Origin of the sequence: Rhizobium sp. BK312 (genome assembly GCF_014193605.1) — a bacterium.
Taxonomy (GTDB): domain Bacteria; phylum Pseudomonadota; class Alphaproteobacteria; order Rhizobiales; family Rhizobiaceae; genus Rhizobium.
Map to the genome: position 1 here is coordinate 68,839 of NZ_JACHZP010000005.1, position 25,922 is coordinate 94,760.

Here is a 25,922-nt window from a genome sequence, read left to right on the forward strand (position 1 = left end):
TGTTCCTCAGACCTGCAGGATCGAAGAGACCAGCAGTTGCGTATAGGGTTCGCGCGGATCGTCGAGCACCCGGTCGGTTAGACCGTGTTCGATCACCTGTCCGTCCTTCATCACCATCATGCGATGCGACAGGAGGCGGGCGACCGCGAGATCGTGCGTGACGATGATGGCCGAAAGGCCGAGATCGTTGACGAGGCCGCGCACCAGATCGAGCAGGCGGGCCTGCACGGACACGTCGAGGCCGCCGGTCGGCTCATCCATGAAGACGAGGCGGGGGCCGGTCACGAGGTTGCGGGCGATCTGCAGGCGCTGGCGCATGCCGCCGGAGAAGGCGCGCGGCTGGTCGTCGATGCGGTCGGCGTCGATCTCGACCCGCTCCAGCCAGTCGATGGCGGTGTTGCGGATGTTGCCGTAGTGGCGGTTGCCGATCGCCATTAGCCGCTCGCCGACATTGGCGCCGGCCGAAACCGTCATGCGCAGGCCGTCGGCCGGGTTCTGGTGCACGAAGCCCCAGTCGGTGCGCATCAGGAAGCGCCGCTCGGCCTCGTTCATGCGGAACAGGTCGCGATAGGTCTCGTCGCGCATGTGGTATTCGACACTGCCCGTCGTCGGCAGCAGCCGTGTCGAGATGCAGTTGAGCAGCGTCGTTTTGCCGGAGCCGGATTCGCCGACGATGGCGAGCACTTCGCCGGGCCACAGCTCGAAGGACACGTCCCGGCAGCCGATGCGGCTGCCGTAGAACTTCGAGATGTCCTTGACCTTCAGAAGGGGTAAGTCACTCATTCGGCAGCCTCCTTGCCACCAGTCAATCCATCGGATGCCAGCATCGAGCCGACATGGCCGTGGGCACGACGGTCTTCGCAGAAATCGGTGTCGGAGCAGACGAACATGCGTCCGCCCTTGTCGTCGAGGATCACCTCGTCAAGATAGACCTGCTCGGCCCCGCAAAGCGCGCAGGGCTTGTCGAAGCGCTGTACTTCGAAGGGATGATCCTCGAAATCCAGGCTGACGACTTCGGTGTAAGGCGGCACGGCATAGATGCGCTTTTCGCGGCCGGCGCCGAACAGCTGCAGTGCGTCCGAAAGATGCATTTTCGGATTGTCGAATTTCGGCGTCGGCGATGGGTCCATGACGTAGCGGCCGGCGACCTTGACCGGATAGGCATAGGTCGTGGCGATGCGGCCGTTGCGGGCGATATCCTCGTAGAGCTTCACGTGCATGAGGCCGTATTCCTCAAGCGCATGCATCTTACGCGTCTCGGTCTCGCGGGGCTCGAGGAAGCGTAATGGTTCCGGGATCGGTACCTGGTAGACGAGCACCTGGTTCGGCCCCAGCTTGGCCTCCGGGATGCGGTGGCGCGTCTGGATGATGGTCGCCTCGTCCGTGCGGGTGGTCACGGCGACATTGGCAACCTTCTGGAAGAAGGCACGGATGGAGACCGCATTGGTCGTGTCGTCGGCGCCCTGGTCGATGACCTTCAGCACGTCCTGCGGACCGATGATCGCTGCCGTCAGTTGCACACCGCCGGTGCCCCAGCCATAAGGCATCGGCATTTCGCGCGAGGCAAAAGGCACCTGATAGCCGGGAATGGCGATCGCCTTCAGGATGGCGCGACGAATCATCCGCTTGGTCTGCTCGTCGAGATAGGCGAAATTGTAGGTGGCGAGTTCGGTCATTCGGCTGCCTCCGTCATGGGGTCCATGCCGCTTTCGCGAGCGGCCTCGAAGTCGCGGCGCATGCGCCGTACCAGGTCGAGTTCGGCCTGGAAATCGACATAGTGCGGTAGCTTCAGATGCTCGACGAAGCCGGTCGCCTGCACGTTGTCGGAGTGGGAGATGACGAATTCCTCATCCTGAGCCGGCGCAACGATATCCTCGCCGAGTTCCTCGGCGCGCAGCGCGCGGTCGACCAGCGACATGGCCATAGCCTTGCGTTCGCTCTGGCCGAAGACCAAGCCGTAGCCGCGGGTAAACTGCGGCGGCGCCTTGGCCGAGCCCTTGAACTGGTTGACCATCTGGCATTCGGTCACCTGGATGCGGCCGAGCGAGACGGCGAAGCCGAGTTCCGGTACGTCGAATTCGACCTCCACTTCGCCGATGCGGATTTCGCCGGTGAAGGGGTGGGTGCGGCCGTAACCGCGCTGCGTCGAATAGCCGAGCGCCAGCAGAAAGCCTTCATCGCCGCGGGCCAGCGCCTGCAGGCGAAGATCGCGGGTCATCGGAAATTCCAGCGGCTCGCGCGTGAGGTCGCCGATCTCGTGGTCGACGGGCATGGTGCCGTCGCCTTCGATCAGCCCTTCCTGATCGAGGATTTCGGAAACGCGCATGACGCGGCCGTCTTCGGCCGGGCGCTGCATCGGCTCGTCGACAGGTTCGTCGGTCAAAAGGCTCGGGTCGAGCAGGCGGTGCGTATAGTCGAAGGTCGGGCCGAGAAGCTGGCCGCCGGGCAAGTCCTTGTAGGTCGCGGAGATGCGGCGCTCGATCTTCATTGCTGATGTGTCAAGCGGCTGGGAGTAGCCAAAGCGCGGCAGCGTCGTGCGGTAGGCTCTGAGCAGGAAGATCGCTTCGATCATGTCGCCGCGGGCCTGGCGAACGGCAAGTGCGGCCAGCGTACGGTCATAGAGCGAGGCTTCGGCCATGACGCGGTCAACGGCGAGTGCGAGCTGCGCCACGATCTGGTCGATGCCAACGGCCGGCAGCGAGCGGTCGCCGCGGCGCCGGTCGGCCAGCAGCCGGTGCGCATTGGCAATGGCGGCTTCACCGCCCTTTACAGCAACATACATACGTCACATCTCCGTCGCGATGATCTTGGTGGTGCGCGGGAGGCAGAGGAATTGCCGGCCCGCCGTCAGGATGAGATCGACGCCGCGCGGGAAGAGAGCGCGATTGTCGTTCCAGATGCGCAGCAGCGCATCCGGCAGGCCGATCGGTGCGATCATGGTGATATCCTTGATGCCCGGACCCGATAGCGCCAGTTCCTTGCCGCCTTCGAGGCTTTCGATCTCAAGCATGATCGTCGTCGAGCGATCGGGATATTCCTGGGTGCCGATGCCGAACTGGCTGAAGGAGGAAAGCGCCATACCAGCTTCAAGAAAGGCAAAATGTGCCTCCAGCCGCTCCGATATGATGGGTGCGCCTGTATGGAATGCCAGCCATTCCGGCAGGCTCGATCGCGCGAGACCATTGGAGAGCCAGACCGGCGTGTCGTGATCGCAAAGGGTCAGGCCGATGGCGCCGGCAGCGATGCCGAGCGGAGCCGGCGGCGCAATATCGGCGGTAATGGTCTGCAGGGTGCCCGGGCGCGCCATGGCGTCCATCGTCATCTTGAAGACGCTTTGGGCGTCGAAAACCGGATCGGTGAAACCGCCGGTCAGGGCTTCGTTGCCGAAGGTCGGGGTGCTGGAAAGGCTCATCAATCTTCTCCGCGAACCATGGTGAAGAAATCGACGCGGGTCGCCGCCGTCTCTTCCGCGCGCTTGCGATCATAATTTTCGATACGTTCGGTCACGGGCTGCAGGATCGCCTTTTCGACGAACTCTTTCGTAGCCGATTGCTGCCAGAGTGCATCGAAGATGGCCGAAAGCCGGGCCTTTTCCCGATCTGTGCCGAGCGCGTGCGCATGGCCGATCGTGTTGGATGCCAGCCGGACGGTAGCGCGTGTCACCGTGACTTCGCCGAGATTGAACGGAGAGCCGCCACCACCGATGCGGCCGCGCACCATGACGAGCCCGGTCTCGGGGCCGCGCACCGGCTGTACCGCCGGCTTGCTCGGCAATGCTTCCCATGCCGCCTCTAGCTCGTCGCGTTCTGCCTGCGCCAAGAGATCGGCGACGCGCTTGCGTTCCCGACGCTCCTGTGCCGCCGCTTCCTGCCTTTGTGCTGAATTCATCGCGCCTTCCTCTAAATGTCTATTGATATAGACAACCATACAAGATATGTTTATATCTATTAGCGAGTCGTGACAAGCGTGTGACAGGGCGAGTGGGCGAAATGGCAGGGCAGAAGATACAGAGGCAGACGGGCGTGGCGCTCTGGCGGCAGATTGCCGACCGCATTCGCACCTCCATTAATCACGGCGACTTCGACGAGACGGGCATGGTGCCGCCGGAAACGGTGCTGGCGCTGCAGTTCGGCGTCAACAGGCACACGATCAGAAGCGCGCTGGCAGCACTCGCCCAGGAAGGCATCGTCAGGGCCGTGCAGGGACGCGGGACGCTGATCGAGCGCAAGGAGCGGCTAAGTTTTCCGATTTCGAGACGTACGCGATTTTCGCAAGGGATCGGCGATCAGGTGCGCGAAACCCGCAGCGTCTTGCTTGCATCCGGCGAAGAGGCCGCCAGCACCGAATTGGCCAAACAGCTCAAGGTCAGGACGGGAACGCCGTTGATAAGGCTCGAGACGCTGGGTCAGGCGGACCATCGGCCTGTATCGCGCGCCACCAGCTGGTTTCCGGCGGATCGTTTCGGCGATATCGCGGAGGTCTATCGGACAACCGGTTCGATCACCAAGGCATTCAAGGAGCTTGGCGTTCCCGATTACGTCCGCGTCGTCACCGAGATTACCGCGACACATGCCGACGAGAGCGATCTTGCCGATCTGCAGCTATCCCCGGGCGCCATTGTTCTCGTCGCCCAGGCGCTGAACGCCGATCTCGACAATGTCCCGGTGCAGTATTCGATTTCCCGCTTCGCCGCAGACAGGGTGCGGTTCACGATTGAGAATTAAGGCCGAGCTACGAAGTCGGCTGAAAATCGTTCGGCGGCCATTGCTGTGCGGCATGCAGGATGCGAATTATGCGCACCGTCTCGCCGGCGACGTCATAAACCAGCAAATAGTTTCGATGCACGACGAGTTCTCGCGTCCCGGACACGCGGCCGGATCGGCCCGTCATCGGATGGGTGATGAGCTGTTTCGACCGTTTGGCGAAGAGCTTGTCCAGCGCGATTGCCGCGGAGGCATTCTCGGCCTCGATGTAAATATAGATGGCGCGTCGATCAGCTCTTGCTTCGGGAGTCCAGGCAAGTTTCACGAAGAACGCCCGCTGAGTTTGCGGCGTGTTTCTTCTCGTAACGCAGCGAATTCAGCGTCTATATTGTCGTCAGGAATGAGATTGCCGGCGTTGGCTGAAGCAAGACCGGCCTGCACCTGCTGGCGAAACCACATGTCATAGTCAGCGGCATCCTGCTGGCGCTGTACATAATCGCGCATGAAAGCCCGGAGCAACTGCGCACCGGTCTGATCATGCGCTTTCGCAGCCTCGCTGAAAGCCGCCTTCAACTCTTCTTCAACTCGGAAGGTAAATGTCGCGTCGCTCATGTCGGCCCATGTGTTACATACGCAGTGCAGTGTAACACATATTGCGGCATTTCCCACCCCTCATCTCAGGCCTATGAGGGGTGGCTTCCGTTCAATAGCTTAATGCGCGCCGGACATGTCGCCGAGGACTTCCTTCGAGGCGACGGTGGAATCGGCCTTGAGCTTGTAGACCATCGGTACGCCGGTCGCGAGGTTCAGCTCAAGGATCTGCGCCTTGCTCAGGCGATCGAGAACCATGACGAGCGAGCGCAGCGAATTGCCATGGGCGGCCACCAGCACATTCTGGCCGGCAAGCACGCGCGGCAGGATTTCGGTGAGGTAGTAGGGCCAGACGCGGGCACCGGTGTCGCGCAGGCTTTCGCCGCCGGGCGGCGGAACGTCGTAGGAGCGGCGCCAGATGTGGACCTGCTCTTCGCCCCACTTGGCGCGGGCGTCATCCTTGTTGAGGCCGGAGAGATCACCGTAGTCGCGCTCGTTCAGCGCCTGATCCTTGATCGTTTTGAGGCCCGTCTGGCCGATTTCTTTGAGGATGATATCAAGTGTGTGCTGGGCGCGCGTCAATGCGGAGGTAAAAGCGATATCGTATTTGATGCCGTAATCCGCCAGTGCCTTGCCGCCAGTCTTGGCCTCTTCGACGCCAAGCGGGGTCAGATCGGGATCCTTCCAGCCGGTGAAGAGATTCTTCAAATTCCAGTCGCTCTGGCCATGGCGAACGAGGACAAGAGTACCGCTCATAAAATTTCTCCCTGATAGGTTCGGATCAACGTGTGGAGAGCCCGAGTACATCGAGCATGGAATAGAAGCCGGGTTTCTTGTCGCGCGCCCAGAGCGCTGCCTGCAGCGCGCCGCGCGCAAACAGCGATCGGTCGCCGGCGCTGTGCGACAGCGTCAATCGCTCGCTTTCGCTGGCGAAGATCACCGAGTGATCGCCGACCACGCCGCCGCCGCGCAGGGTCGCAAAGCCGATCGTGCCCACAGGACGCGCACCCGTATGGCCGTCGCGCACGCGCACGGAATTGTCGTTGAGGTCGATACCACGGCCCTTCGCAGCCGCCTGACCGAGCAGCAGCGCGGTGCCCGAGGGTGCATCGACTTTGTGGCGATGGTGCATCTCCAGCACCTCGATATCCCAGTCATTCGAAGGCAGCGCCCGCGCCGCCTGTTCGACAAGCACGCTCAAAAGATTGATGCCGAGGCCCATATTACCCGATTTGACGATGCGGGCATGGCGCGCCGCCGCCTTGAACTTCGCCTCGTCCTCATCCGAGCATCCCGTCGTGCCGATGATATGGACGATGCGTGCCTGTGCGGCGAGGCCGGCAAAGGTGACGCTGGTTGCCGGCGTTGTGAAATCGATGACACCTTCGGCGTGAAGGAAGGCGGAAAGCGGATCGTCGGTGACGGGAATGCCGATCGGGCCGAGCCCGGCGATCTCGCCGGCATCCTTGCCGATGAAGGCGGAGCCGGGACGAGCGACGGCGGCATGCAGGGCCACGCCATCGGTTGCATGAATGATGCGGATGAGAGCCTGCCCCATGCGGCCCGCCGCGCCAACCACCACCAGCTTCATCGCATCGTCGCTCATGTCGTCTCTATCGTCTATTTGCGGGAATTGCTTGATATGGCCGGTAGCTGCAGGTTGTTGAGCCGAGCGTAGAGGCCATTGTCGGCCGTCGCAAGCGTCTCGTGGTTGCCCTCTTCGACAACTCGGCCGTTCTGCATGACGACGATCTTCTCGGCGCGGATGACCGTCGACAGGCGGTGCGCGATGACGACGACCGTGCGGCCGCTCATCGCCTCTTCCAGTGCCTTCTGCACGGCCGCTTCGGACTCCGTGTCGAGCGCAGAGGTTGCTTCGTCCAGAAGCAGGATCGGCGCGTTGCGCACCAGCGCGCGGGCGATCGACAGGCGCTGCCGCTGGCCGCCGGACAGCGTCACGCCGTTTTCGCCGACCGGTGTGTCATACCCCATCGGCTGCGCCTCGATGAAATCATGGGCATAGGCGAGGCGCGCTGCTTCCTCGATCTCGGCATCCGTCGCGTTCGGGCGGCCGTAGCGGATATTGTCGCGGATCGTGCCTTCAAAGAGATAGGGCTGCTGCGACACATAGGCGAGCTGTTCCCGCAGCGACTGTTTCGTCACATGCGCGATGTCCTGCCCGTCGATGAAGATGCTGCCGGATTTTGGGTCGTAGAAGCGCGGGATCAGATTGATGACGGTGGACTTGCCGGCGCCAGAAGGCCCGACGAGCGCTGTCGTCTGTCCGCCCTCGGCCGTGAAGTTGACACCGGAAAGTACGGATTCATCACCATAGGCGAAATGAACGTCGCGGAACTCGATGCGGGCGTCGGTCACGTTAAGCGGCTTGGCATCCGGCAGGTCGCGCTGGCGCGGCTCCATGTCGAGCAGCTCGTAGATCATCCGTGCATTGACGACCGCGCGCTCCAGCTGCACCTGCAGCTTTGCAAGGCGGCGGGCCGGATCGTAGGCAAGCAGCAGCGAAGTGGCGAAGGAGAAGAACACGCCCGGCGAGACATTGTCGTAGATCGAGCGATAAGCGGCATAGGCAAAGAGGCTGGCGATCGCAAAACCGGCGACGGTTTCGATCAGCGGTCCGTTGCGCTCCGAAAGGCGGGCGATGCGGTTCTGCCGGTGCTCGGCGGCGGTGATCAGCTTGTTGATCTTGCGCTCGAGCTCCTCTTCCATCGTGAAGGCCTTGACGATGGAAACGCCTTGAATAGTCTCCTGCATCGCGCCGAGTACATGGCTGTTCAGGACGATCGCATCGCGCGTGGCGGCGCGCAGGCGCTTAGAAATATAGCGCAGCGCGAAGAAGAGCGGCGGTGCGATAACGACGAATGCGATGCTGAGCACCGGATCCTGGAAGACCATGACGCAGAGCAGGGCGACGAAGGTCAGAAGGTCGCGTGCCGTCGACGTGATCGTCAGGTTCATGACATCGCGGATGCCCGAGACGTTCTGGCTGATGCGGGCGGCGAGCTGCGCGGAGCGCGCTTCGCTGAAGAAGCCGACTGACAGCGTCATCAGATGCGAATAGAGCCGGCGCTGGTAGCGAGCGATGATGTTATTGCCGATCTTCGACAGAATGACCGACTGGAAATACCCGGCAAAACCGCGCACCACGAAAACGAGGAAGATGCTGAAGCAGATTTTCCAGGCATCGACGATATTGCGGGCGATGAAGGCGCTGTCGATGACCGATTTGACGATGTAGCCGATGTAAGCAGTCGAAAGCGCAACGAGGATAAGGCAGGTAATCGCGATGGCGTAGCCGCGAATATGATCGCGGCCGTTCTCGGCGATAATGCGCTTCAGCATGCCGGTGATGGCTTCGCTGTCGACGTTTTTGCTTTTCGGGTCAGGCAATTTCAATAATCGGCTTCCTGTCTTGAACCAAGCGAGCCGCATCTGGCACGTGCTTTCGCGGCTCTATTAAAGAGTTAGCACGGCTTTGGCTAGACATGGCGTGCCGCGCTGGTTAAGGCCGATCGCGGAGCCGCAATCACTATAGAGGAAGGCGGCCTCTTCAAAAAGGAGGCGCGCCGGCTGTTTTGGCGCGCCATGAGCTGTTTGGCAAGCGGTTAACGCCGCCAGCGACGGCCCTCCGTCGCAAGGCCGAAGCTCGTGGATTTGCGAGCATAGGTCGCCAGGCCGGAAAGCGCTGCCAGCGGATTGACGACCACGTGCGTCGGGATCGTCTTCATCAATTCCGTGTGCGGTGCCTTGTCTTCGAAGGCGGCGCGGAATTCTTGCTTCTGCAGCGCGGGCAGGATCTTCTGCGGGATGCCGCCCGAGAGATAGACGCCGCCGCGCGCCATGAAGACCATGGCGAAATCGCCGGCGACGCGGCCGAGATAGGTAACGAACAGCGTCAATGTCTCCTCGGCCTGCCTGTTGGTGCCGGCGAGTGCATGATTGGTGATATCGGCCGGCTCCTTGAGGCTCGGTTCGATGCCGTCAGCCGCGCAGATCGCATGATAGAGGTTCTGAAGGCCGCGGCCGCAGATCACCTGTTCGGCCGAGATACGGCCTTCGATGGGTTCCAGATGCGGCCAGATCTGCAGGTCGCGTTCCGTGCGCGGCCCAAGATCGATATGCCCGCCTTCGCCCGGTACAGGCACCCATTGATGCTGGGTATGAACCAGGGCGCCGACACCAAGCCCGGTACCCGGCCCGAGCACGACGCGCGATGCGGTCATGTTCCCGGATGCTTGGCCGATGGTTTGGCGATGCTCGTCGGAAATCTCGGCGATCGCGAGCGCCTGCGCCTCGAAATCGTTGATGACGAGCACGTCCTCGATGCCGAGATTGGCGATCATCGTCTTCGGACGGATCACCCAATCGCAATTGGTCAGCGGAATCTCGTCACCCTGCACGGGACCCGCCATGGCAAGAATTGCCGAACGGGGTCGGACCTTGCTGTTTTCAAGCGCGAGTTTGATTGCGTCGTCGATCGTGGCGAAATTCGCCGTCTGCACGACCGGAAAATGCTCCTGTTCGGAGTCCGCATCGACGAGGATGGAGAAACGCGCATTGGTGCCGCCGATATCGCCGATCAGGATTGGGAAAGGCAGGGGGGCATCGCTGTGATTGAGCTCGGGCATGGCCAGGTCCGTGGTCTGCCGCCGGCAAGGCGGATTAATGGTTCAGTGTTTTGATCAGCCGCTCGGCAGTGGATTCGTTGAGCGCCATCGGAATGTCGTAGAGAACGGCAAGCCGCGTCAATGCCTTGACGTCGACGTCGTGAGGGTGCGGAGTGAGAGGATCGATGAAGAAGACGAGCATGTCGATCTCGCCGGTGGCGATGAGCGCGCCGATCTGCTGGTCGCCACCGAGCGGGCCGCTTTTCAGACGGGTGACCTTGAGGTCGGGGCAGGCATCCAGCACGCGGCCGCCCGTCGTGCCCGTGGCGACGATGTTCCAATTGGCAAGGGCGGCCTCATTGCGTCGCGCAAATTCTGCCATCGCATCTTTTTTCTGATCATGCGCGATCAATGCGATGCATTTGCTGCCGGCCATGAAATCCTTGCTCCGCCCGATGCTTTCAATCGATTTATCCGCCTTCTATACCAAGGGGGCGCGTTTTGAAAGACGCCTCGGGCAAGGACGGGTGCAGGATCTATTGCTGTGGAATCTGACCTGGCGGCGTATCACCCGAAACCGGCATTGCGTCCGTCTCCGCCGAAACGCCGGCAGCTTTATCGCCGGAGGCAGCCGAGCGTGCGGAAGCAGCCGAAGGTGCCGCCAACACGGCCTGACAGGCCTTGGGCAGATCGGCAACCATGACTTCGCGTGGCTTGACCGGGGGCTTGGTGCTGGGCTTCGGCTTTGCCCAGGGCTCGGGTCCAAACCACCAGGCGAGCGACTTGTCGCAGCCATCGCCGGCGGCGACCGGGGCCTGCCCCGTGCAGCCGACCGAGCCGGGAGGGCAGCGAAGGCGGATGTGGAAATGCGAGTCGTGCCCGTATTCCGGCCTAAGCTTGCCGAGATTGCTGCGGTCGCCCGTCCATGTCTCGCACATCTTCTTCTTGATGGCCGGGTTGACGAAGATGCGCTCGACCTCGGGATAGCTCGCCGCGCGCATCAGCAGGCGCGCATGCGCCGGCGTCCAGACCTTGTCATTGATCGTCAGAAACTTGTCCTTGGCGAGCATCGTGGTGAAAGACAGGGCTTCGCGCTCTTCCGCCGTCATCTTGCGCCGTGGCATCGGCGTCAGCCAGACGTCGGCATCGAGGCCGATCTGGTGCGAGGCGTGACCGTTGATCATCGGACCGCCGCGCGGCTGCGAGATATCGCCGACAAGCAGGCCCGGCCAGCCGTCATTCTTCGCCGCGTCGCGCGACAGGCGCTCAAGCAGGCCGATCGTTTCCGGCCGGCCCCAGCGGCGATTGCGCGACAGGCGCATCGCCTGCCACGTCGGGCCGTCGGCCGGCAGAGCCACCGCGCCCGCAAGGCAACCCTTGGCATAGAAGCCGATCGATTGCGGTACCCCCTGCGTCGGTAACGTCACGGCGCCGAAGACCGCTTTTGCGCTGCCGGGCGAAGGTGTGGCCTGCTGCGCCAGCGCATCGCTGGCGACAAGGCCCATCCCGATCGAGGTTGCGAGAGAGAATTTGCCGATCGTTCGAAAGGCGCGAGCCAGAAGTGAAGCCATGCATATCCTTGAAGGCGGTCGGCATTAGCCGAAGTGATTTGCTGGGAGATTATCCTGAAACAGGATGGAAGTGAATCCGCGGCAATCGCCGGTGGCTACGGCCGACCGCCTTTGCCGGCATGGCCGTCGTTACTACAGATCAGTTCGCCAGGATTTCCGCCGTCTTGCGGATACGCGACAGCCGCGGCAGCACTTTCGTGCAGGCGAAATCCTGCATCTCCTGCGAAAGGGTCGTCACGGCATCTTCAGCGACAATGACGGCGTAATTTGCCGCGTGGGCATCGCGCACGGTGCCTTCCACACCGAAATTGGTGGCGACGCCAGTCACGATCAGCGTTTTGATGCCACGGCGGCGCAGCTGCAGATCGAGTTCCGTGCCGTAGAAGGCGCTCCACTGGCGCTTGACGATGGTGACATCGGGCGTCAGCGCTGCCATCTCGGCCGGAGCTTCGAGCGCGGCCGGCGGCAAGCCTCCTGGGGGAACCGGGAAGCTTTCGTCGGTCGGCTGATTGACAGCGTCGGCATAGTCTGCGGAAAATCCGACGGTCACGAAAACGGTCGTTCCGCCATCGGCCTTCAGTTTGTTTGCGATGGCGACCGTATTGGTGACGATCTGCTGGGCGGAGTAGGGCGCAAGCGGGCGGCTGAGCACGAGGCCTTGCAGGTCGATGGAAACAAGAGCGGTGGTTTTGGGATCGTAAAGTGACATCTGGGGCTCCGAGAAAACATGAGGGTATCCTCACAATGGAAAATATGAGGATGGCCTCACAAAAATCAAGTGAAGAATTGAAGACGCGCGCGCCGAAGCGGCAGCGAGGCCACGATCGCGTTGCCGTTCTGCTCGAAGCGGCGGCAAAAGTCTTTGCGCGCAGGGGTTACGATGCGGCAACGATGACGGAGATCGCGGCGGAGGCGCATTCGTCGATCGGCTCGCTCTATCAGTTCTTTCCGACAAAGCCCCTGCTCGCTGAGGCGCTGCATATCGATCGCCTGGAGCGCCTTAAGGCGGGGCTTCGTGACATGGCGGAACGGAGCATAGGGCTTTCCGCCGCCGGTAGCGGTGAGGCAATCTTCGATGCACTCGCCGCTTTCATCGAACAATATCCCGAGTTTCCCGTACTAGCCGGGCGTCGCGATATTCCCAAGGACCGCAAGGCGCGCTCGCGCGCGGAGTTGCGAGAGCTGATTGCCGCCTTTCTGCGGCAGGCCCATCCGCCGATCACGGACGATATCGTTCTGATGGCGGGCATCGTGCTCGAATTGCTGCGCATTGCCGTCGTCGTTTCCAGCGACCCGGATGCCGCCGAGGACCGGCGCGTCTTTGCGGAACTGCGGCTGATGCTGCGCAAACGTCTTGAGGATGCTACGGCAAAAAACTGAGCCTCGGACACGGTTTTCAGCCTTTGCAACGAGATGAGTTGTTGCGTCCTGCTTTTTGCCCTCATTTGCCGTATGCTGATTCCTCAGACATCATCAGGAGATCATGAATGGCATTGTCGCGGTTGAAAGCAGGCTTGGTCGTTTCTCTTTTTTGCCTGCTGGCAATGCCTCTATCCACGAAAGCCGAAGAGCCGCAATTCCGCATCGGCACGGCTATTCTTGGCGACTTGAAATATCAACCCGGCTTCAAGCGTTTCGACTATGTCAATCCGGAGGCGCCCAAGGGCGGTGAGGTGAAGCTGTCGAGCAATGGCACCTTCGATACGCTGAATCCGGTGTTGTATAAGGGCAATCCGGTAGCAGGTATAAGTTCGTTAGGAGCCGGTCTCGTCTTTGACAGCCTGCTGAAATCGGCAGATGATGAGATTTCCTCCTCCTATGGCTTGCTCGCCGAAGGCGTTTCCTATCCGGACGATATTTCCAATGCTACTTTCCGCCTGCGGCCCGAAGCAAAGTGGGCAGACGGACAGCCGGTGACGCCAGAGGATGTCGTTTTCAGTTTCGACAAGGCGAAGGAACTCAATCCGCTCTTCACCAGCTATTACAGCCATGTGACACGCGCCGAAAAGACCGGCGAGCGCGATGTGACCTTCTATTTCGACGAGAAGAACAATCGTGAACTGCCGTCGATTCTTGGCCAGTTCCCGATCGTGCCAAAGCACTGGTGGGAAGGTACGGGGCCGGACGGTAAACCGCGAGATATCTCCCGCACCACACTCGAGCCCGTTATGGGATCCGGACCCTACAAGGTCGTTTCCGTCTCGCCCGGTTCCACCATCCGTTACGAATTGCGCGACGATTATTGGGGCAAGGACTTGCCCGTCAATGTCGGCTTGAACAATTTAAAGTCGATCTCCTACACTTACTTCACCGATAATGATGTAGAATTCGAGGCCTTCCGCGGCGGCACTATCGACTATTGGCAGGATAACGTCGCAAGCCGCTGGGTCACCGGCTACGATTTTCCCGCCGCCAAGGACGGTCGTATCAAGCGCGAGGAAGTGCCCAATCCGCTTCGCGCCACCGGCGTTATGCAGGCGCTCGTGCCCAACATGCGTCGCGAACAGTTCAAGGACGAGCGTGTTCGCGAGGCGCTGAACTATGCTTTCGATTTCGAAGAGCTGAACCGCGCCATCGCTTTCAACCAGTACAGCCGCGTCAATAGCTTCTTTTTCGGCACGAAGCTCGCTTCGTCGGGCCTACCGGAAGGTAAAGAGCTCGGCGTTCTCAATGAAGTGAAGGACAAGGTTCCGGCTGAAGTCTTCACGACGCCTTATACCAACCCGGTTGGCGGCGATCAGCAGAAGGCCCGCGACAATCTGCGTAAAGCGCTCGATCTATTCAAGCAGGCGGGATACGTTCTGAAGGGCAACCAGATGGTGAATGCTCAGACGGGCAAGCCCTTTTCGATCGAGATTTTGCTCGGCAGTCCTTTCGTGGAAAAATGGGTTCTACCCTATGCCCAGAATTTGAAGAAAATCGGCATCAACGCTACCGTCCGCACGGTCGACTCATCGCAATACATCAATCGCGTTCAGAACTTCGACTATGACATAATCTGGACGGTTTGGGCGCAAACGTTGAATCCCGGCAACGAGCAGATTGATTTCTGGGGATCTGCGTCCGTCAATCGTAAGGGTTCACGTAATTTTGCCGGCATTTCTGATCCAGGCATCGATGCTCTTGTCAACAAGGTCATTTTCGCTAAAGACGTCGAGGAGAAGGACGCCACCGCCAAGGCGCTCGACCGTGTATTGCTCGCCCATCACTACGTGGTTCCGCTCTTTTACACCACCAGCTTCCATATCGCTTATTGGGACAAGTTCGCGCATCCGGCCCAACTGCCCGAATATTCCATCGGCTTCCCCGATGTCTGGTGGTCGAAAAGCGCCGGAAAGTGAGCCTCTCTTGCAATGAGGGGCCTGCTGGCTCCAAATGCAGAAGGCTGATTCGGATAGTTTCAAGCTGATATGACTGCGCCGGTCTCGATCCGGCGGAAGGGAATGTGATTTGATCGACGGACGGATTGAGGCGAGGCGGAACATACCCCTCTTCGAGGGAGCGGCGGACTGATGGGCGCCTATATCCTGCGACGCCTCCTGCTGATGATCCCGACCATCGTCGGTATCATGGCGATTTCCTTCACCATCGTGCAGTTCGCGCCGGGCGGCCCGGTCGAGCAGGTCATCGCGCAGCTGACCGGGCAGGGAGATAACGCCAACGGCCGCCTGTCGGGTGGCGGTACGGACCTGGCTGCCCAGCAATCCTTCGACGACAGCGGCTCGAAATATCGCGGCGCGCAGGGGCTCGATCCCGAGCTGATCGCCAAGCTCGACAAGCAGTTCGGCTTCGACAAGCCGCCGCTCGAGCGTTTCGGCCAGATGATGTGGAACTATATCCGCTTCGATTTCGGCGAGAGCTTCTTCCGCAATACCACCGTCATCGACCTCATCGCCCAGAAGCTGCCGGTGTCGATCTCGCTCGGGATCTGGATCCTGATCTTCTCCTACGCCATTTCCATTCCGCTCGGCATCCGCAAGGCGGTGCAGGACGGATCGACTTTCGATGTCTGGACGTCGGGCATTATCATCGTCGGCTATGCGGTCCCCAGCTTCCTGTTCGGCATCATGCTGATCGTGCTGTTTGCCGGCGGCTCCTTCTTCGATTGGTTCCCGCTGCGCGGCCTCGTCTCGGATAATTTCGCCGACCTCACCTGGTGGCAGAAGATCCTCGATTATCTCTGGCACCTTGTGCTGCCGCTGATCTCGCTGTCGCTCGCCGCCTTCGCCACGACGACGCTGCTCACCAAGAATTCCTTCATCGAGGAGATCAAGAAGCAATATGTCATCACCGCCCGCGCCAAGGGGCTTTCCGAACGGCGCGTGCTCTATGGCCATGTCTTCCGCAACGCCATGCTCATCGTCATCGCCGGCTTTCCCGGCGCCTTCATTTCCGCCTTCTTCACCGGCTCGCTTTTGATCGAGAACATCTTCTCGCTCGATGGCTTGGGACGCTTGAGCTATCTCTCCGTCGTCCAACGCGATTATCCGGTGGTGTTTGCCACGCTCTTCATCTTCTCGCTGCTCGGCCTCGTCGTCAGCCTCGTCTCAGACCTCATCTACACCTGGATCGATCCGCGTATCGACTTCGAGCGGAGGGACGTGTGATGGACGCAGCCAATCAGCAGACGCTCCCAACAACGGTGAAGCCGCCGCGCAAGGGCCTGTTCTCGCCGACCAATGTGCGCCGCTGGGAGAATTTCAAGGCGAACCGTCGCGGCTACTGGTCGCTCTGGATCTTCCTGGTGCTGTTCGTCCTCAGCCTCGGCGCCGAATTCATCGTCAACGACCGGCCGATCCTCGTCTCCTACAAGGGCGAGATTCTGACGCCGGTCTTTGTCGATTATCCCGAGGAGAAGTTCGGCGGTTTCCTGGCGCAGACGGATTATCGCGCCCCGGATATTCAGGATGAGATCAATGCCAATGGCTGGATGATCTGGCCGCCGATCCATTATTCCTATCAGACCGCCAACTCCAATCTGCCTAAAGGAATGTCGGCGCCGACGCCGCCTTTCTGGGCGATGAGCAAGGAAACGAGCTGCTCGGGCTATCCCGGCGGTGTTGCCGATCCGAATTGCAACTGGAGCAATTTCAACTGGCTCGGCACTGACGATCAGGCCCGCGATGTGCTCGCCCGCTTGGTCTACGGCTTCCGCATCTCGGTGCTGTTCGGCCTGGCGCTCACCATTTGCTCGGCCGTCGTCGGCGTCTGCGCCGGTGCGATACAGGGTTATTTCGGCGGCTGGACCGATCTTCTGATGCAGCGTTTCATCGAAATCTGGTCGTCCATGCCGGTGCTCTATATTCTGCTAATCATCGCCTCGGTGCTGCCGCCCGGCTTCTTCATCCTCCTCGGCATATTGCTGCTGTTTTCCTGGGTCGGTCTCGTCGGCGTCGTGCGCGCCGAATTCCTGCGGGCGCGCAATTTCGAATATGTGCGCGCCGCCCGCGCGCTCGGCGTCAACAACCGTACCATCATGTATCGCCACCTGCTGCCGAACGCGATGGTCGCGACGCTGACCTTCGTGCCCTTCATCCTGTCGGGCTCGATCACCACCCTGACCTCACTGGATTTCTTGGGCTTCGGCATGCCCCCCGGCTCACCGTCGCTGGGTGAAATGATCGCCCAGGGCAAATCCAATCTGCAGGCTCCCTGGCTGGGGCTTTCGGCCTTCTTCACCATGTCGATCATGCTGTCGCTGCTGATTTTCATCGGCGAGGCCGTGCGCGACGCCTTCGATCCGAGGAAGACGTTCCGATGAGCGAAAACTCCACTCCGCTGCTGTCCGTCCGCGACCTCTCCGTCGCCTTTCATCAGGGCGGGCAGACCTCGATCGCCGTCGATGGCGTCTCCTTCGATATCCATAAGGGCGAGGTGCTGGCGCTGGTCGGCGAATCCGGCTCAGGAAAATCGGTTTCGGCCAATTCGATCCTGAAGCTCTTGCCCTATCCGTCCGCAAGCCATCCCTCCGGCGAAATCCTGTTCAAGGGCAAGGATCTGCTGAAGGCATCGGACAACGAGCTGCGCGCGGTGCGTGGCAACGACATCACGATGATCTTCCAGGAGCCGATGACCTCGCTCAATCCGCTTCATTCGATCGAAAAGCAGATCAGCGAAATCCTGGCGCTGCATCAGGGTATCGTGGGCGAGGCCGCGCGCAGCCGTACGCTGGAACTCTTGAACCAGGTCGGCATCCGCGAGCCGGAAAAGCGTCTCAAGGCCTATCCGCATGAACTGTCCGGCGGCCAGCGCCAGCGCGTGATGATCGCCATGGCGCTCGCTAACCGCCCCGAACTCCTGATCGCCGACGAGCCGACGACTGCGCTCGACGTCACCGTGCAGGCGCAGATTTTGGAATTGCTGCGCGATCTCAAGGGCGCGCACGGCATGTCGATGCTGTTCATCACCCACGATCTCGGCATCGTCCGCAAGTTTGCCGATCGTGTCTGCGTCATGACCAAGGGCAAGATCGTCGAGACCGGCACGGTGGAGGACGTCTTCACGAGACCGCAGCATGACTATACCCGCCATTTGCTGGCCGCCGAGCCGCGCGGCGAGCCGCCGGCAAGCGATGCGAACAAGCCCGTCGTCATGGAAGGCAGCGATATTCGCGTCTGGTTCCCGATCAAGGCCGGCTTCATGCGCAAGGTCGTCGATCATGTGAAGGCGGTCGACGGCATCGATCTGAAGCTCCGCGCCGGCCAGACGCTCGGCGTCGTCGGCGAATCCGGCTCAGGCAAGACCACGCTCGGCCTGGCGCTCGCCAGGCTCATTTCCTCCAAGGGCCGTATCGCCTTCGTCGGCAAGGATATAGCCGGCTATTCGTTCCGCGAGATGCGGCCTCTCCGCAACCAGCTGCAGGTCGTCTTTCAGGACCCTTATGGATCACTCAGCCCGCGCATGTCGGTCGGCGAGATCATCGCTGAAGGGCTCAAGGTGCATGAGCGCTCGCTTTCGGCCGACGAGCGCGACAAGCGCGTCTGCTGGGCGCTGGAGGAGGTCGGCCTCGATCCGTCCACCCGCTGGCGTTTCCCGCACGAATTCTCCGGCGGCCAGCGCCAGCGCATTGCCATTGCCCGCGCCATGGTGCTGAAGCCGCGTTTCGTCATGCTCGACGAGCCCACTTCGGCGCTCGATATGAGCGTGCAGGCGCAGGTAGTCGATCTGCTGCGCGACCTGCAGCAGAAGCACGATCTTGCCTATCTCTTCATCAGCCACGATCTGAAAGTGGTGAAAGCGCTCGCCAACGAGCTGATCGTCATGCGCTTCGGCAAGGTCGTCGAGCAGGGCGCCTCCGTCGATATCTTCCGGGCGCCGAAAGAGGATTACACCAGGGCGCTGCTTGCCGCCGCCTTCAATATCGAGGCGGTGCCGACCGCCGCGATCCAGCAATAGAGACCACCATCATGCCGGCCAAAAGCCCCATTCTCGTCGACCTCAAATTCGATCCTGTGTCCGTTGCTAAGGCGCTTGAGGCGGCCTTTGCCGATCGCAGCAGCATCAATCTGGGCGATCCCGCCAATAAAGGCACTGATCTCTCCCATGTCGACTACGCGCTTTTGTGGAAGCCGGATGCCGATCTTTTCGAGAGAGCGCCCAATCTCAAGGTGATTTTCTCGGGCGGCGCCGGTGTCGATTCGATGATGTCGATTGCCGGCCTGCCTGACATCCCGATAGTCCGCTTCGTCGATCGCAGCCTGACGGTGCGCATGAGCGAATGGGTCGTGATGCAGTGCCTCATGCATCTGCGCGATGTGCAGGGGCATTTCAGGAATCAGCGCCAGCACGTCTGGGCGCAGCAGAATGGCCCTGAAGCCGCCGAAGTTACCGTAGGCGTCATGGGCCTCGGTGTTCTCGGCTGCGATGCCGCCGCCAAGTTGAAGATCATGGGCTTCAATGTCATCGGCTGGTCCCGCAGCAAAAAAGAGATCGACGGCATGGAAACCTTCGATGCCACCGGGCTCGATGCATTCCTGGCGCGCACGGACATCCTGGTCGGCCTCCTGCCGCTGACGCCGGAGACGACGGGTATCTACAACGCCTCGCTTTTTTCCAGGCTGCATCGCAACGGCCCGCTCGGCAAGCCGGTTTTCATCAATGCCGGCCGCGGCAAGAGCCAGGTTGCGGCCGATATCGCTTCGGCTGTTCGTACCGGCATTCTCGGCGGCGCCTCCCTCGATGTCTTCGCCGTCGAGCCTCTGGCTGCGGACGATCCGCTCTGGGACCTGGAAAATGTCATCATCACGCCGCATGATTCCGCCATGTCTGACGAAAGGGCGCTGATGCGCCATGTCGAGGAGCAGATCGCCCGCTTCGAACGCGGCGAACCGCTGCAGCATCTGGTAGATCGCAACCGGGGTTACTAAATCCGGTAGGATGCGGGGGAAGTTGCGGCGCTTCGCTTCCGACGGTCAAATGTGGCGCGTTTGCCCTCACATCAATTTTCTTTCAGCGACTGGACTTTCGCTCAACATTTTTTGATAACAAGGCGCTACAACCGCATGACGGCAGGATGGTCGGCGGTTAGCATGACGTCCGTAGGGCAGGAGACGGGGCAGGAACGACATGACCAAGACGGATATCGCCACCCGCGTCTATAACCATACCTGGAAGCTTGATCCGATCATCCGCAGCCTGATCGATACGGATTTCTACAAGCTTCTGATGCTGCAGATGATCTGGAAACTCTATCCGGATGTCGATGCCACCTTCTCGCTTATCAATCGCACCAAGAGCGTTCGCCTTGCCGAAGTGATCGACGAGAAGGAATTGCGCGAGCAACTCGACCATGCCCGAACGCTCCGCCTCTCCAAGAAGGAGATGATCTGGCTGGCGGGTAACAGTTTCTACGGCCGCGCACAGATCTTCGAACCGGAATTCCTCGCCTGGCTGTCGAATTTCCAGCTGCCGGAATATGAGCTCTCGAAGCGCGACGGCCAGTATATTCTCGACTTCCACGGTTCGTGGAAGGACACGACGATGTGGGAAATCCCCGCACTCGCCATCATCAACGAGCTTCGTTCGCGAACGGCACTGAAGGCGCTCGGTCCATTCACCCTCGATGTGCTCTATGCCCGCGCCAAGGCCAAGATGTGGGAGAAGGTGGAGCGGTTGCGCGAGCTGCCGGGTTTGCGCATCTCCGATTTCGGCACCCGCCGCCGTCACAGCTTCCTCTGGCAGCGCTGGTGCGTCGAGGCGCTGAAGGAAGGCGTGCCGCACGCTTTCACCGGCACAAGCAACGTGCTGCTCGCCATGGATTCCGATCTTGAAGCCGTCGGCACCAATGCCCATGAGCTGCCGATGGTCGCCGCAGCCCTTGCGAAAAATGATGAAGAGCTCGGAAAGGCGCCTTACAAGGTGCTGCGTGACTGGAACCGTCTCTATGGCGGCAATCTGCTCGTCGTGCTGCCCGATGCCTTCGGCACGGCTTCCTTCCTGCGCAACGCTCCGGAATGGGTGGCCGACTGGACCGGCTTCCGTCCCGACAGCGCCCCGCCGATCGAAGGCGGCGAGAAGATCATCGAATGGTGGAAGAAGATGGGCCGCGATCCGCGTCAGAAGCTGCTGATCTTCTCTGACGGCCTCGATGTCGATGCCATCATCGACACCTATAAGCATTTCGATGGCCGCGTCCGCATGAGTTTTGGTTGGGGCACCAATCTCACCAACGATTTCGCCGGCTGCGCCCCGACCGAACTCAAGGGCCTTAACCCTATTTCGATCGTCTGCAAGGTCATCGAGGTAAACGGCCGACCGGCCGTGAAGCTCTCGGACAATCCTCAGAAGGCGACGGGTGAGCCTGCGGAAGTCGAGCGCTATCTGAAGTTCTTCGGCGCGGAAGATCGCGTCGATCAGGAAGTGCTGGTTTAAGGCGTTTCCCAGGAAAAATGCCTAGCGGTTTTCCGTCCGGAATGCGTAAAACGTCTAGTGGCGAATGGCCGCTTCTATCCGGGTGACGCGGCGAAATAGCGTCCAGCGGCCATTTTCCCAGCGATATTGATCCGGCGAAATAACGTAGGGCACGTCGCTGAGATCGGCGCTGATCAATTCCAGAAGCTGCAGACCTTCAATGTCGTTCTCATGCGTGAAGAACACCTTGTCGCGCGACAGGAAGGCGGCGATCGGCGCGGCGCCCCCGGATTGCTCCTGCACCTGCGCCCAGAAATTCGGCAGGAAGGCAATGCTGGATTCGAACTGGCCGTCCACCTCGACATATTGGAACCGGCTGCGTTTGGCGATCTGGACGCCGGTCTTGGCAAGGAACTTCTGCAGGTTGGCCTGCGCCGTTTCGGCGAGTTCCCTGGCATCGATGCCCCAATCGTCGAGTGCTTCGGCCATCACGTAGTTGACCGCCGTTTCGCCGTTGACGACGAAGAGCTTGATCAGGTTCTCGGCTTCCTCCAGATAGACGAATTGCGGCGGATTTGGCTCGTCCTTGACGGCCTGCATCATCTGCTGGCGCGCAACCTCGACGAAATCGCGCGCCTTCAGCACCGGCAGGACCTTGGCGAGATCGCCGCTGTCGACCATGGCCTCCGTCATGTTGAGATAGTTGAGGAGCGCCTGCGCGCGCGCCGGCCCACGCTTTTCCCGCAGTGCCAGCAGCGCATTGCTCAGGAATTTTGTCATCGTATCGCCGTTGCGGCTGTGCAGCGTCAGGCTGCCGACGGCAGGATCGTAATCGGCACGGATCAGGTCGCCGAAGAACGGCAATCGTTCCTGCAGATAGGCGGCGAAAACCGCTTCGTCCTGCAAGGCTTCATCGGGAATGTTGAGATCGAGGGTTTTGGTAGCGGCCGTGTTCTCCGGCTCCCGCGTCGGGGAGGTTTGGCCGGTACGCACCTCTGCCTGCTCGCCTCTGCCGAAGAGACTTTTCAGGAAATTGAACACGCGCATCCCCGAGTCCTGAACGGTATTGCAGCAGAACCTAGCGCGACAGCCGTTGCGGGGCAATGGCGGCATGATCAGGATTAGGAGCCGTAAGTGCCTGCTTGCCCGTGTCAAAAACGCGTATAGTCTGCAGGAGCGGGCCGGATGGTCCGATGGCAAGAAGGGCAGCGCAGATGAGGAATGTCAGGGGCGGCAGGTGGACGATCGGAGGCCTGCTTTTTTGTCTTTTCGTACTGGCTGTGCCCATGGCGGTCTTCGCTCAGAATGCGGCCGCACCGCAGCCGACAACTCCGCCGCCCGACAAGGTTCGCGAGCTGATCCAGCTGCTGAACGAGCCCGATGTCAGGCAGTGGCTTACCACGCAGCTCAACAGTCAGCCTGCGTCCGCCAGCGATAAACCCGCACCCGCCACCGATCCGGCTCCCGCCGACGGCAATCAGATGTCGGTTCTGTCGGGCATGCTCGGCCACACGCGGCATCACCTCGAGCTGGTCTCCGGCGCTGCGATGACGTTGCCCTATGAGGTCATGACCGCATCGGAAAAGCTGGAGGGAGAGGGCAAGTCGGTCGGGCTCGTGCGCATCATCGTTCAGATTGTCCTCCTGTTCTTCCTCGGATTGGTGGCCGAACTCGCCGTTGCCCGTTTCATCAACACCAGGCATATGCAGCGCACCGAGAGGGCTGCCGGTACCGAGACGGAACTGCAGGCAGCGCGCTTCCAGTTTCTGGGCGGCGTCGTGCCCGCCATCATCCATGGCCTGGTGACACTCGTTCCGCTTCTTGCCTTCGATTGGCCGCCGGTCATCGAAAATTTCGCCATCGCCTGCGTCATCGCGATGGTATCGATCAGGCTGGCGATCTCCATCGGCAAGCTTGTGATGGAATTGATCGCCATGCGCCGCGCCAATGATGTTTTGGATGAGGACGGCGGGGCCGCCCGCATCGCCGAGCGGCGGCGCGTCGCATCATATTGGTATCGGCGATGCACACTGTTTGCCATTTATTTCGCCTGCGGCTGGGCGATCATACAGGCCGTCACGTCGCTGGACTTTTCCGCAGGTGCGCGCGACCTCATCGGCTACACGCTCGGCATCGGTTTGTTCCTGATCGCCACGGCTGCCGTGTGGTCGAGGCCGCTCCCGGCGGAAAGCCGTGGGGCAAAGACCATTTCCTGGTTGCTGACGATTTTCTTCGTGGTGCTCTGGTGTCTCTGGGTGGCCGGCTTCGATGGCCTTTTGTGGATCGGCATCTATGCGATATTGCTGCCGCGCGTCCTGTCGATATCCACGCAGGCGATCGGGGCTCTGCATGATGCGGCCGACGGTATTTTCGGTGCCGGCAAGATCGCGGCTGTGCTGCTCGACCGCGGTTTGCGGGCGCTGATCATTACCTTTGCGGCTTTATGGCTCGGCCACATGCTGGGGGTCGAGGCGCATGCGATGATGAGCGGCAGTGAATCGAATGTCGGCCGTATCGCTCGTGGCATTCTCGGCGGCATCATCATCCTTCTGGTTGCCGATCTCGTCTGGCAGCTGGCGAAAACCTATATCGACGGCAAAGTCATGCAATCCCTGCCGGCCGCCGGCGAATCGGATGAGATGAGGGCGAGCCGCGCCCGGCTGCAGACGCTGCTGCCGATCTTCCGCAACATCCTTGCCGTCGTCATCGGCATCATCGCCGTCATGATGGTGCTGTCGGGCCTCGGTGTTCAGATCGGGCCGCTGATCGCCGGCGCCGGCGTCGTCGGCGTGGCGGTCGGCTTTGGTGCGCAGACCGTCGTCAAGGACGTCATCAGCGGTGTCTTCTATCTCTGGGACGATGCCTTCCGTATCGGCGAATATATCGAAAGCGGCCACTACAAGGGCGTGGTGGAATCCTTCAGCCTGCGCTCAGTCAAGCTGCGCCACCAGCGCGGCCCGCTGGCGACGATCCCCTTCGGCTCGCTCGGTGCGGTCAACAACATGAACCGCGACTGGGCGATCGATAAGATCATCGTCAAGGTCACCTACGATACCGATCTCGTGAAGCTGAAGCGCGTCGTCAAGGATATCGGCCAACGCCTGCTCGAAGACGAGGACCTGAAGCCGAGCATCATCCAGACGCTGAAGATGAAAGGCGTCGAACAGTTCGGTGATTTCGCGATCGAGATCAGGCTGGCGATCACCGCCAAGCCCGACGAGCTCTCCGTCATCCGCCGCAGCGCGCTGGCCTTAATCAAGCAGTCCTTCGACGAAAACGGCATCCAGTTCGCCTTCCCCACCGTGCAGGTGGCAAGCGACAAGGACGCCGCTGCCGCCGCTGCCCGGCAGCTTATCGAGATGCGGGCGGCAAATGTGGATGGCGCGCAGCAGGCAGGTTAGATCCGGTCGGGTCTCGGCGCCGCCGTGCTGCCGCGCACGATCAGCGTGACGCCGATCATCTCGCGCTCGGCCGGCACGGCATCGTGAAGAACGGCCTGCACCGCGCGTTCCGCGATCTCGGCAAAGGGCTGGGCCATCGTCGTCAGGCCGGGCTCTACCATGCCGCCTTCCGGCACGCCGTCGAAGCCGATGACGGAGACGTCCTGCGGCACGGAGAGACCTCGCGCCCGCAGCCAGTTGATCGCCAGAAGCGCGATGTTGTCGGACATGGCGAGGATCGCAGTCGGCGGTTCGGGCAGGGAAAACAGGTAGTTCAGCCCGGCTTCAACGCTTGGCTTGTCGTTGAGCGTCTCATAGATCGGCACGTCCTCGCGGCCAATCCCGAATGCTTCGAGCGCCTGCCAATAACCGAGTGCGCGATTGCGGGAGGTGGAATAGATCCCGCGTTCGATCTCTGCAATTCCGACCGGCCCCACATTGTCGTCCGAAAGTTCTGTTGCGAGCACGCCGAAACGCCTGTGGCCCAATTCCGCCAGATGCCGCGCCGCAACGGCCGCGCCTCCCACGTTGTCGACGCTAATCGAAGGGATCGACGGGTCCTCGTCATTCAAGGCGAGCGCGATGAAGGGCAATTGCCGCTCGCGCGTCAACTGCACCAGTTTCTCCCCGCCCTCTACGCAGAGCAGGATAAAGCCATCCACCAATGCGCTCTTGATGTTCCAGTCCACCGTCTGCCGGTCCTTGGCCGAGACCAAAGCCAAACCGGTGCCGCTGGCATCGCACACGCGGGAAACCGCGGCCAGCAGAGCCCTGGCCCAAGGGTCATTGAAGAAATAGGCAATCGGCTCGACCGCGGCGACGCCGATGGCATTGACCTTTCCCGCCCGCAGCAGCCGGCCGGTCAGGCTCGGCCCGGCATAGCCGAGCCGCTTGGCTGTCGCGAGCACATGCTCACGCACTTCCTCGCGCACCACTTCGGGCCGGTTGAAAACATTAGAGGCGGTCCCCTGCGATACGCCTGCCGCCTTAGCGACATCCGCGAGCCTGATGGTGCCCTTAGCCAATGAAATGCTCCTTATGTTTCCGGCGGATACTAGCAACGAAGTTGTATCGGTTCAATTCTTCTTGACGGTGCAGTTTTAAGGTCTATTATTGAACCGATTCAAGAAGGCAAAGTAAGCT

25 protein-coding genes are annotated in these 25,922 nt (G+C 61.0%); 9 read left to right on the plus strand and 16 right to left on the minus strand.

Annotated elements, in window-relative coordinates; all coding sequences use genetic code 11:
* Positions 1-6 precede the first annotated feature (6 nt).
* The 5 genes from phnK to phnG are packed head-to-tail and all read right to left on the minus strand — an operon-like array spanning position 7 to position 3,888.
* A complete protein-coding gene (gene phnK / locus FHT85_RS15165; protein WP_069610919.1) occupies positions 7-783 on the minus strand; it encodes a phosphonate C-P lyase system protein PhnK in 777 nt (258 codons plus the stop codon).
* Positions 780-1,676, minus strand: coding sequence for an alpha-D-ribose 1-methylphosphonate 5-phosphate C-P-lyase PhnJ (locus FHT85_RS15170; protein ID WP_112338486.1), 897 nt, complete (start codon positions 1,674-1,676; stop codon positions 780-782). The genes phnK and FHT85_RS15170 overlap by 4 nt, the downstream gene beginning before the upstream one ends.
* Positions 1,673-2,782 (minus strand): carbon-phosphorus lyase complex subunit PhnI, encoded by a 1,110-nt coding sequence (locus FHT85_RS15175; RefSeq protein ID WP_112338485.1) that lies wholly within the window; start codon positions 2,780-2,782, stop codon positions 1,673-1,675. The genes FHT85_RS15170 and FHT85_RS15175 overlap by 4 nt, the downstream gene beginning before the upstream one ends.
* A gap of 3 nt (positions 2,783-2,785) precedes the next feature.
* A complete protein-coding gene (gene phnH / locus FHT85_RS15180; protein WP_112338484.1) occupies positions 2,786-3,412 on the minus strand; it encodes a phosphonate C-P lyase system protein PhnH in 627 nt (208 codons plus the stop codon).
* Positions 3,412-3,888, minus strand: a complete 477-nt coding sequence (gene phnG, locus FHT85_RS15185) for a phosphonate C-P lyase system protein PhnG (protein ID WP_112338483.1) — start codon at positions 3,886-3,888, stop codon at positions 3,412-3,414. The genes phnH and phnG overlap by 1 nt, the downstream gene beginning before the upstream one ends.
* Before the next feature lie 101 nt (positions 3,889-3,989).
* On the opposite strand from phnG, the gene phnF reads away from it, so the two are divergent.
* The gene (gene phnF / locus FHT85_RS15190; RefSeq protein ID WP_112338482.1) at positions 3,990-4,724 is read left to right on the plus strand and encodes a phosphonate metabolism transcriptional regulator PhnF; all 735 of its coding nucleotides are present in this window, start codon (positions 3,990-3,992) and stop codon (positions 4,722-4,724) included.
* A 7-nt stretch (positions 4,725-4,731) separates the two neighbouring features.
* On the opposite strand, the gene FHT85_RS15195 is transcribed toward phnF, so the two are convergent.
* The 9 genes from FHT85_RS15195 to FHT85_RS15235 all read right to left on the minus strand — a co-directional run bounded on the left by FHT85_RS15195 (position 4,732) and on the right by FHT85_RS15235 (position 12,199).
* A complete protein-coding gene (locus FHT85_RS15195) occupies positions 4,732-5,028 on the minus strand; it encodes a type II toxin-antitoxin system RelE/ParE family toxin (RefSeq protein WP_112338481.1) in 297 nt (98 codons plus the stop codon).
* On the minus strand, positions 5,025-5,315 hold the full coding sequence (locus FHT85_RS15200) for a CopG family ribbon-helix-helix protein (RefSeq protein ID WP_112338480.1): 291 nt from the start codon (positions 5,313-5,315) through the stop codon (positions 5,025-5,027). Before FHT85_RS15200 ends, FHT85_RS15195 begins: the two co-directional genes overlap by 4 nt.
* Before the next feature lie 99 nt (positions 5,316-5,414).
* Positions 5,415-6,050, minus strand: a complete 636-nt coding sequence (locus tag FHT85_RS15205) for a 2,3-bisphosphoglycerate-dependent phosphoglycerate mutase (protein ID WP_112338479.1) — start codon at positions 6,048-6,050, stop codon at positions 5,415-5,417.
* Between the two features lie 25 nt (positions 6,051-6,075).
* The gene (gene dapB, locus FHT85_RS15210) at positions 6,076-6,900 is read right to left on the minus strand and encodes a 4-hydroxy-tetrahydrodipicolinate reductase (RefSeq protein WP_112401132.1); all 825 of its coding nucleotides are present in this window, start codon (positions 6,898-6,900) and stop codon (positions 6,076-6,078) included.
* Between the two features lie 14 nt (positions 6,901-6,914).
* Positions 6,915-8,654 carry an ABC transporter ATP-binding protein gene (locus tag FHT85_RS15215; protein ID WP_405047963.1) on the minus strand — a complete coding sequence of 580 codons (1,740 nt, stop codon included), beginning with the start codon at positions 8,652-8,654 and terminating at the stop codon, positions 6,915-6,917.
* Between the two features lie 263 nt (positions 8,655-8,917).
* The gene (locus tag FHT85_RS15220; protein ID WP_112412800.1) at positions 8,918-9,940 is read right to left on the minus strand and encodes a glucokinase; all 1,023 of its coding nucleotides are present in this window, start codon (positions 9,938-9,940) and stop codon (positions 8,918-8,920) included.
* 34 nt (positions 9,941-9,974) lie between these two features.
* Positions 9,975-10,355, minus strand: a complete 381-nt coding sequence (locus tag FHT85_RS15225) for a methylglyoxal synthase (RefSeq protein ID WP_015338371.1) — start codon at positions 10,353-10,355, stop codon at positions 9,975-9,977.
* A 100-nt stretch (positions 10,356-10,455) separates the two neighbouring features.
* Positions 10,456-11,490 (minus strand): penicillin-insensitive murein endopeptidase, encoded by a 1,035-nt coding sequence (mepA, locus tag FHT85_RS15230; RefSeq protein WP_112412799.1) that lies wholly within the window; start codon positions 11,488-11,490, stop codon positions 10,456-10,458.
* 139 nt (positions 11,491-11,629) lie between these two features.
* Positions 11,630-12,199 (minus strand): isochorismatase family protein, encoded by a 570-nt coding sequence (locus tag FHT85_RS15235; protein ID WP_112412798.1) that lies wholly within the window; start codon positions 12,197-12,199, stop codon positions 11,630-11,632.
* Between the two features lie 35 nt (positions 12,200-12,234).
* On the opposite strand from FHT85_RS15235, the gene FHT85_RS15240 reads away from it, so the two are divergent.
* From FHT85_RS15240 to pncB, 7 genes are all read left to right on the plus strand, one after another.
* Entirely contained in the window at positions 12,235-12,870 is a 636-nt protein-coding gene (locus tag FHT85_RS15240) for a TetR/AcrR family transcriptional regulator (RefSeq protein WP_183774177.1), read from the plus strand.
* Between the two features lie 107 nt (positions 12,871-12,977).
* On the plus strand, positions 12,978-14,831 hold the full coding sequence (locus FHT85_RS15245) for an extracellular solute-binding protein (protein WP_112412796.1): 1,854 nt from the start codon (positions 12,978-12,980) through the stop codon (positions 14,829-14,831).
* A 171-nt stretch (positions 14,832-15,002) separates the two neighbouring features.
* Positions 15,003-16,097: a microcin C ABC transporter permease YejB gene (locus FHT85_RS15250; RefSeq protein WP_112338471.1), complete on the plus strand. Its 1,095-nt coding sequence runs from the start codon at positions 15,003-15,005 to the stop codon at positions 16,095-16,097.
* Positions 16,097-17,251: an ABC transporter permease gene (locus FHT85_RS15255; protein ID WP_112412795.1), complete on the plus strand. Its 1,155-nt coding sequence runs from the start codon at positions 16,097-16,099 to the stop codon at positions 17,249-17,251. The genes FHT85_RS15250 and FHT85_RS15255 overlap by 1 nt, the downstream gene beginning before the upstream one ends.
* Complete coding sequence (locus FHT85_RS15260; protein ID WP_112412794.1) at positions 17,248-18,885, plus strand: ABC transporter ATP-binding protein; 1,638 nt, start codon at positions 17,248-17,250, stop codon at positions 18,883-18,885. The genes FHT85_RS15255 and FHT85_RS15260 overlap by 4 nt, the downstream gene beginning before the upstream one ends.
* 11 nt (positions 18,886-18,896) lie before the next feature.
* Positions 18,897-19,856 carry a 2-hydroxyacid dehydrogenase gene (locus FHT85_RS15265; RefSeq protein ID WP_112412793.1) on the plus strand — a complete coding sequence of 320 codons (960 nt, stop codon included), beginning with the start codon at positions 18,897-18,899 and terminating at the stop codon, positions 19,854-19,856.
* A gap of 199 nt (positions 19,857-20,055) precedes the next feature.
* A complete protein-coding gene (gene pncB, locus FHT85_RS15270) occupies positions 20,056-21,360 on the plus strand; it encodes a nicotinate phosphoribosyltransferase (protein WP_112412792.1) in 1,305 nt (434 codons plus the stop codon).
* Positions 21,361-21,414: 54 nt separating this feature from the next.
* Here the strand turns inward: pncB and FHT85_RS15275 are convergent, their stop codons facing one another.
* On the minus strand, positions 21,415-22,386 hold the full coding sequence (locus tag FHT85_RS15275; protein WP_210293710.1) for a hypothetical protein: 972 nt from the start codon (positions 22,384-22,386) through the stop codon (positions 21,415-21,417).
* 167 nt (positions 22,387-22,553) lie between these two features.
* Here FHT85_RS15275 and FHT85_RS15280 point away from each other — a divergent pair, with 167 nt between their 5' ends.
* Complete coding sequence (locus tag FHT85_RS15280; RefSeq protein ID WP_112412851.1) at positions 22,554-24,740, plus strand: mechanosensitive ion channel family protein; 2,187 nt, start codon at positions 22,554-22,556, stop codon at positions 24,738-24,740.
* Here the strand turns inward: FHT85_RS15280 and FHT85_RS15285 are convergent.
* Positions 24,737-25,804, minus strand: a complete 1,068-nt coding sequence (locus FHT85_RS15285; protein WP_112412791.1) for a LacI family DNA-binding transcriptional regulator — start codon at positions 25,802-25,804, stop codon at positions 24,737-24,739. The genes FHT85_RS15280 and FHT85_RS15285 overlap by 4 nt on opposite strands.
* Positions 25,805-25,922: the final 118 nt, after the last annotated feature.

What these genes read in the sequence shown, in the direction of transcription:
- FHT85_RS15280 (WP_112412851.1), top strand. Translation starts at nt 22,554, where the DNA reads ATGAGGAATGTCAGGGGCGGCAGGTGGACGATCGGAGGCCTGCTTTTT.
- phnH (WP_112338484.1), bottom strand. Translation starts at nt 3,412, where the DNA reads ATGAGCCTTTCCAGCACCCCGACCTTCGGCAACGAAGCCCTGACCGGC.
- FHT85_RS15200 (WP_112338480.1), bottom strand. Translation starts at nt 5,315, where the DNA reads ATGAGCGACGCGACATTTACCTTCCGAGTTGAAGAAGAGTTGAAGGCG.
- phnG (WP_112338483.1), bottom strand. Translation starts at nt 3,888, where the DNA reads ATGAATTCAGCACAAAGGCAGGAAGCGGCGGCACAGGAGCGTCGGGAA.
- FHT85_RS15260 (WP_112412794.1), top strand. Translation starts at nt 17,248, where the DNA reads ATGAGCGAAAACTCCACTCCGCTGCTGTCCGTCCGCGACCTCTCCGTC.
- FHT85_RS15170 (WP_112338486.1), bottom strand. Translation starts at nt 1,676, where the DNA reads ATGACCGAACTCGCCACCTACAATTTCGCCTATCTCGACGAGCAGACC.
- FHT85_RS15275 (WP_210293710.1), bottom strand. Translation starts at nt 22,386, where the DNA reads ATGCGCGTGTTCAATTTCCTGAAAAGTCTCTTCGGCAGAGGCGAGCAG.
- FHT85_RS15175 (WP_112338485.1), bottom strand. Translation starts at nt 2,782, where the DNA reads ATGTATGTTGCTGTAAAGGGCGGTGAAGCCGCCATTGCCAATGCGCAC.
- FHT85_RS15245 (WP_112412796.1), top strand. Translation starts at nt 12,978, where the DNA reads ATGGCATTGTCGCGGTTGAAAGCAGGCTTGGTCGTTTCTCTTTTTTGC.
- FHT85_RS15205 (WP_112338479.1), bottom strand. Translation starts at nt 6,050, where the DNA reads ATGAGCGGTACTCTTGTCCTCGTTCGCCATGGCCAGAGCGACTGGAAT.
- FHT85_RS15255 (WP_112412795.1), top strand. Translation starts at nt 16,097, where the DNA reads ATGGACGCAGCCAATCAGCAGACGCTCCCAACAACGGTGAAGCCGCCG.
- FHT85_RS15235 (WP_112412798.1), bottom strand. Translation starts at nt 12,199, where the DNA reads ATGTCACTTTACGATCCCAAAACCACCGCTCTTGTTTCCATCGACCTG.
- FHT85_RS15220 (WP_112412800.1), bottom strand. Translation starts at nt 9,940, where the DNA reads ATGCCCGAGCTCAATCACAGCGATGCCCCCCTGCCTTTCCCAATCCTG.
- pncB (WP_112412792.1), top strand. Translation starts at nt 20,056, where the DNA reads ATGACCAAGACGGATATCGCCACCCGCGTCTATAACCATACCTGGAAG.
- dapB (WP_112401132.1), bottom strand. Translation starts at nt 6,900, where the DNA reads ATGAGCGACGATGCGATGAAGCTGGTGGTGGTTGGCGCGGCGGGCCGC.
- FHT85_RS15240 (WP_183774177.1), top strand. Translation starts at nt 12,235, where the DNA reads ATGGAAAATATGAGGATGGCCTCACAAAAATCAAGTGAAGAATTGAAG.
- mepA (WP_112412799.1), bottom strand. Translation starts at nt 11,490, where the DNA reads ATGGCTTCACTTCTGGCTCGCGCCTTTCGAACGATCGGCAAATTCTCT.
- FHT85_RS15250 (WP_112338471.1), top strand. Translation starts at nt 15,003, where the DNA reads ATGGGCGCCTATATCCTGCGACGCCTCCTGCTGATGATCCCGACCATC.
- phnK (WP_069610919.1), bottom strand. Translation starts at nt 783, where the DNA reads ATGAGTGACTTACCCCTTCTGAAGGTCAAGGACATCTCGAAGTTCTAC.
- phnF (WP_112338482.1), top strand. Translation starts at nt 3,990, where the DNA reads ATGGCAGGGCAGAAGATACAGAGGCAGACGGGCGTGGCGCTCTGGCGG.
- FHT85_RS15265 (WP_112412793.1), top strand. Translation starts at nt 18,897, where the DNA reads ATGCCGGCCAAAAGCCCCATTCTCGTCGACCTCAAATTCGATCCTGTG.
- FHT85_RS15225 (WP_015338371.1), bottom strand. Translation starts at nt 10,355, where the DNA reads ATGGCCGGCAGCAAATGCATCGCATTGATCGCGCATGATCAGAAAAAA.
- FHT85_RS15215 (WP_405047963.1), bottom strand. Translation starts at nt 8,654, where the DNA reads ATGCTGAAGCGCATTATCGCCGAGAACGGCCGCGATCATATTCGCGGC.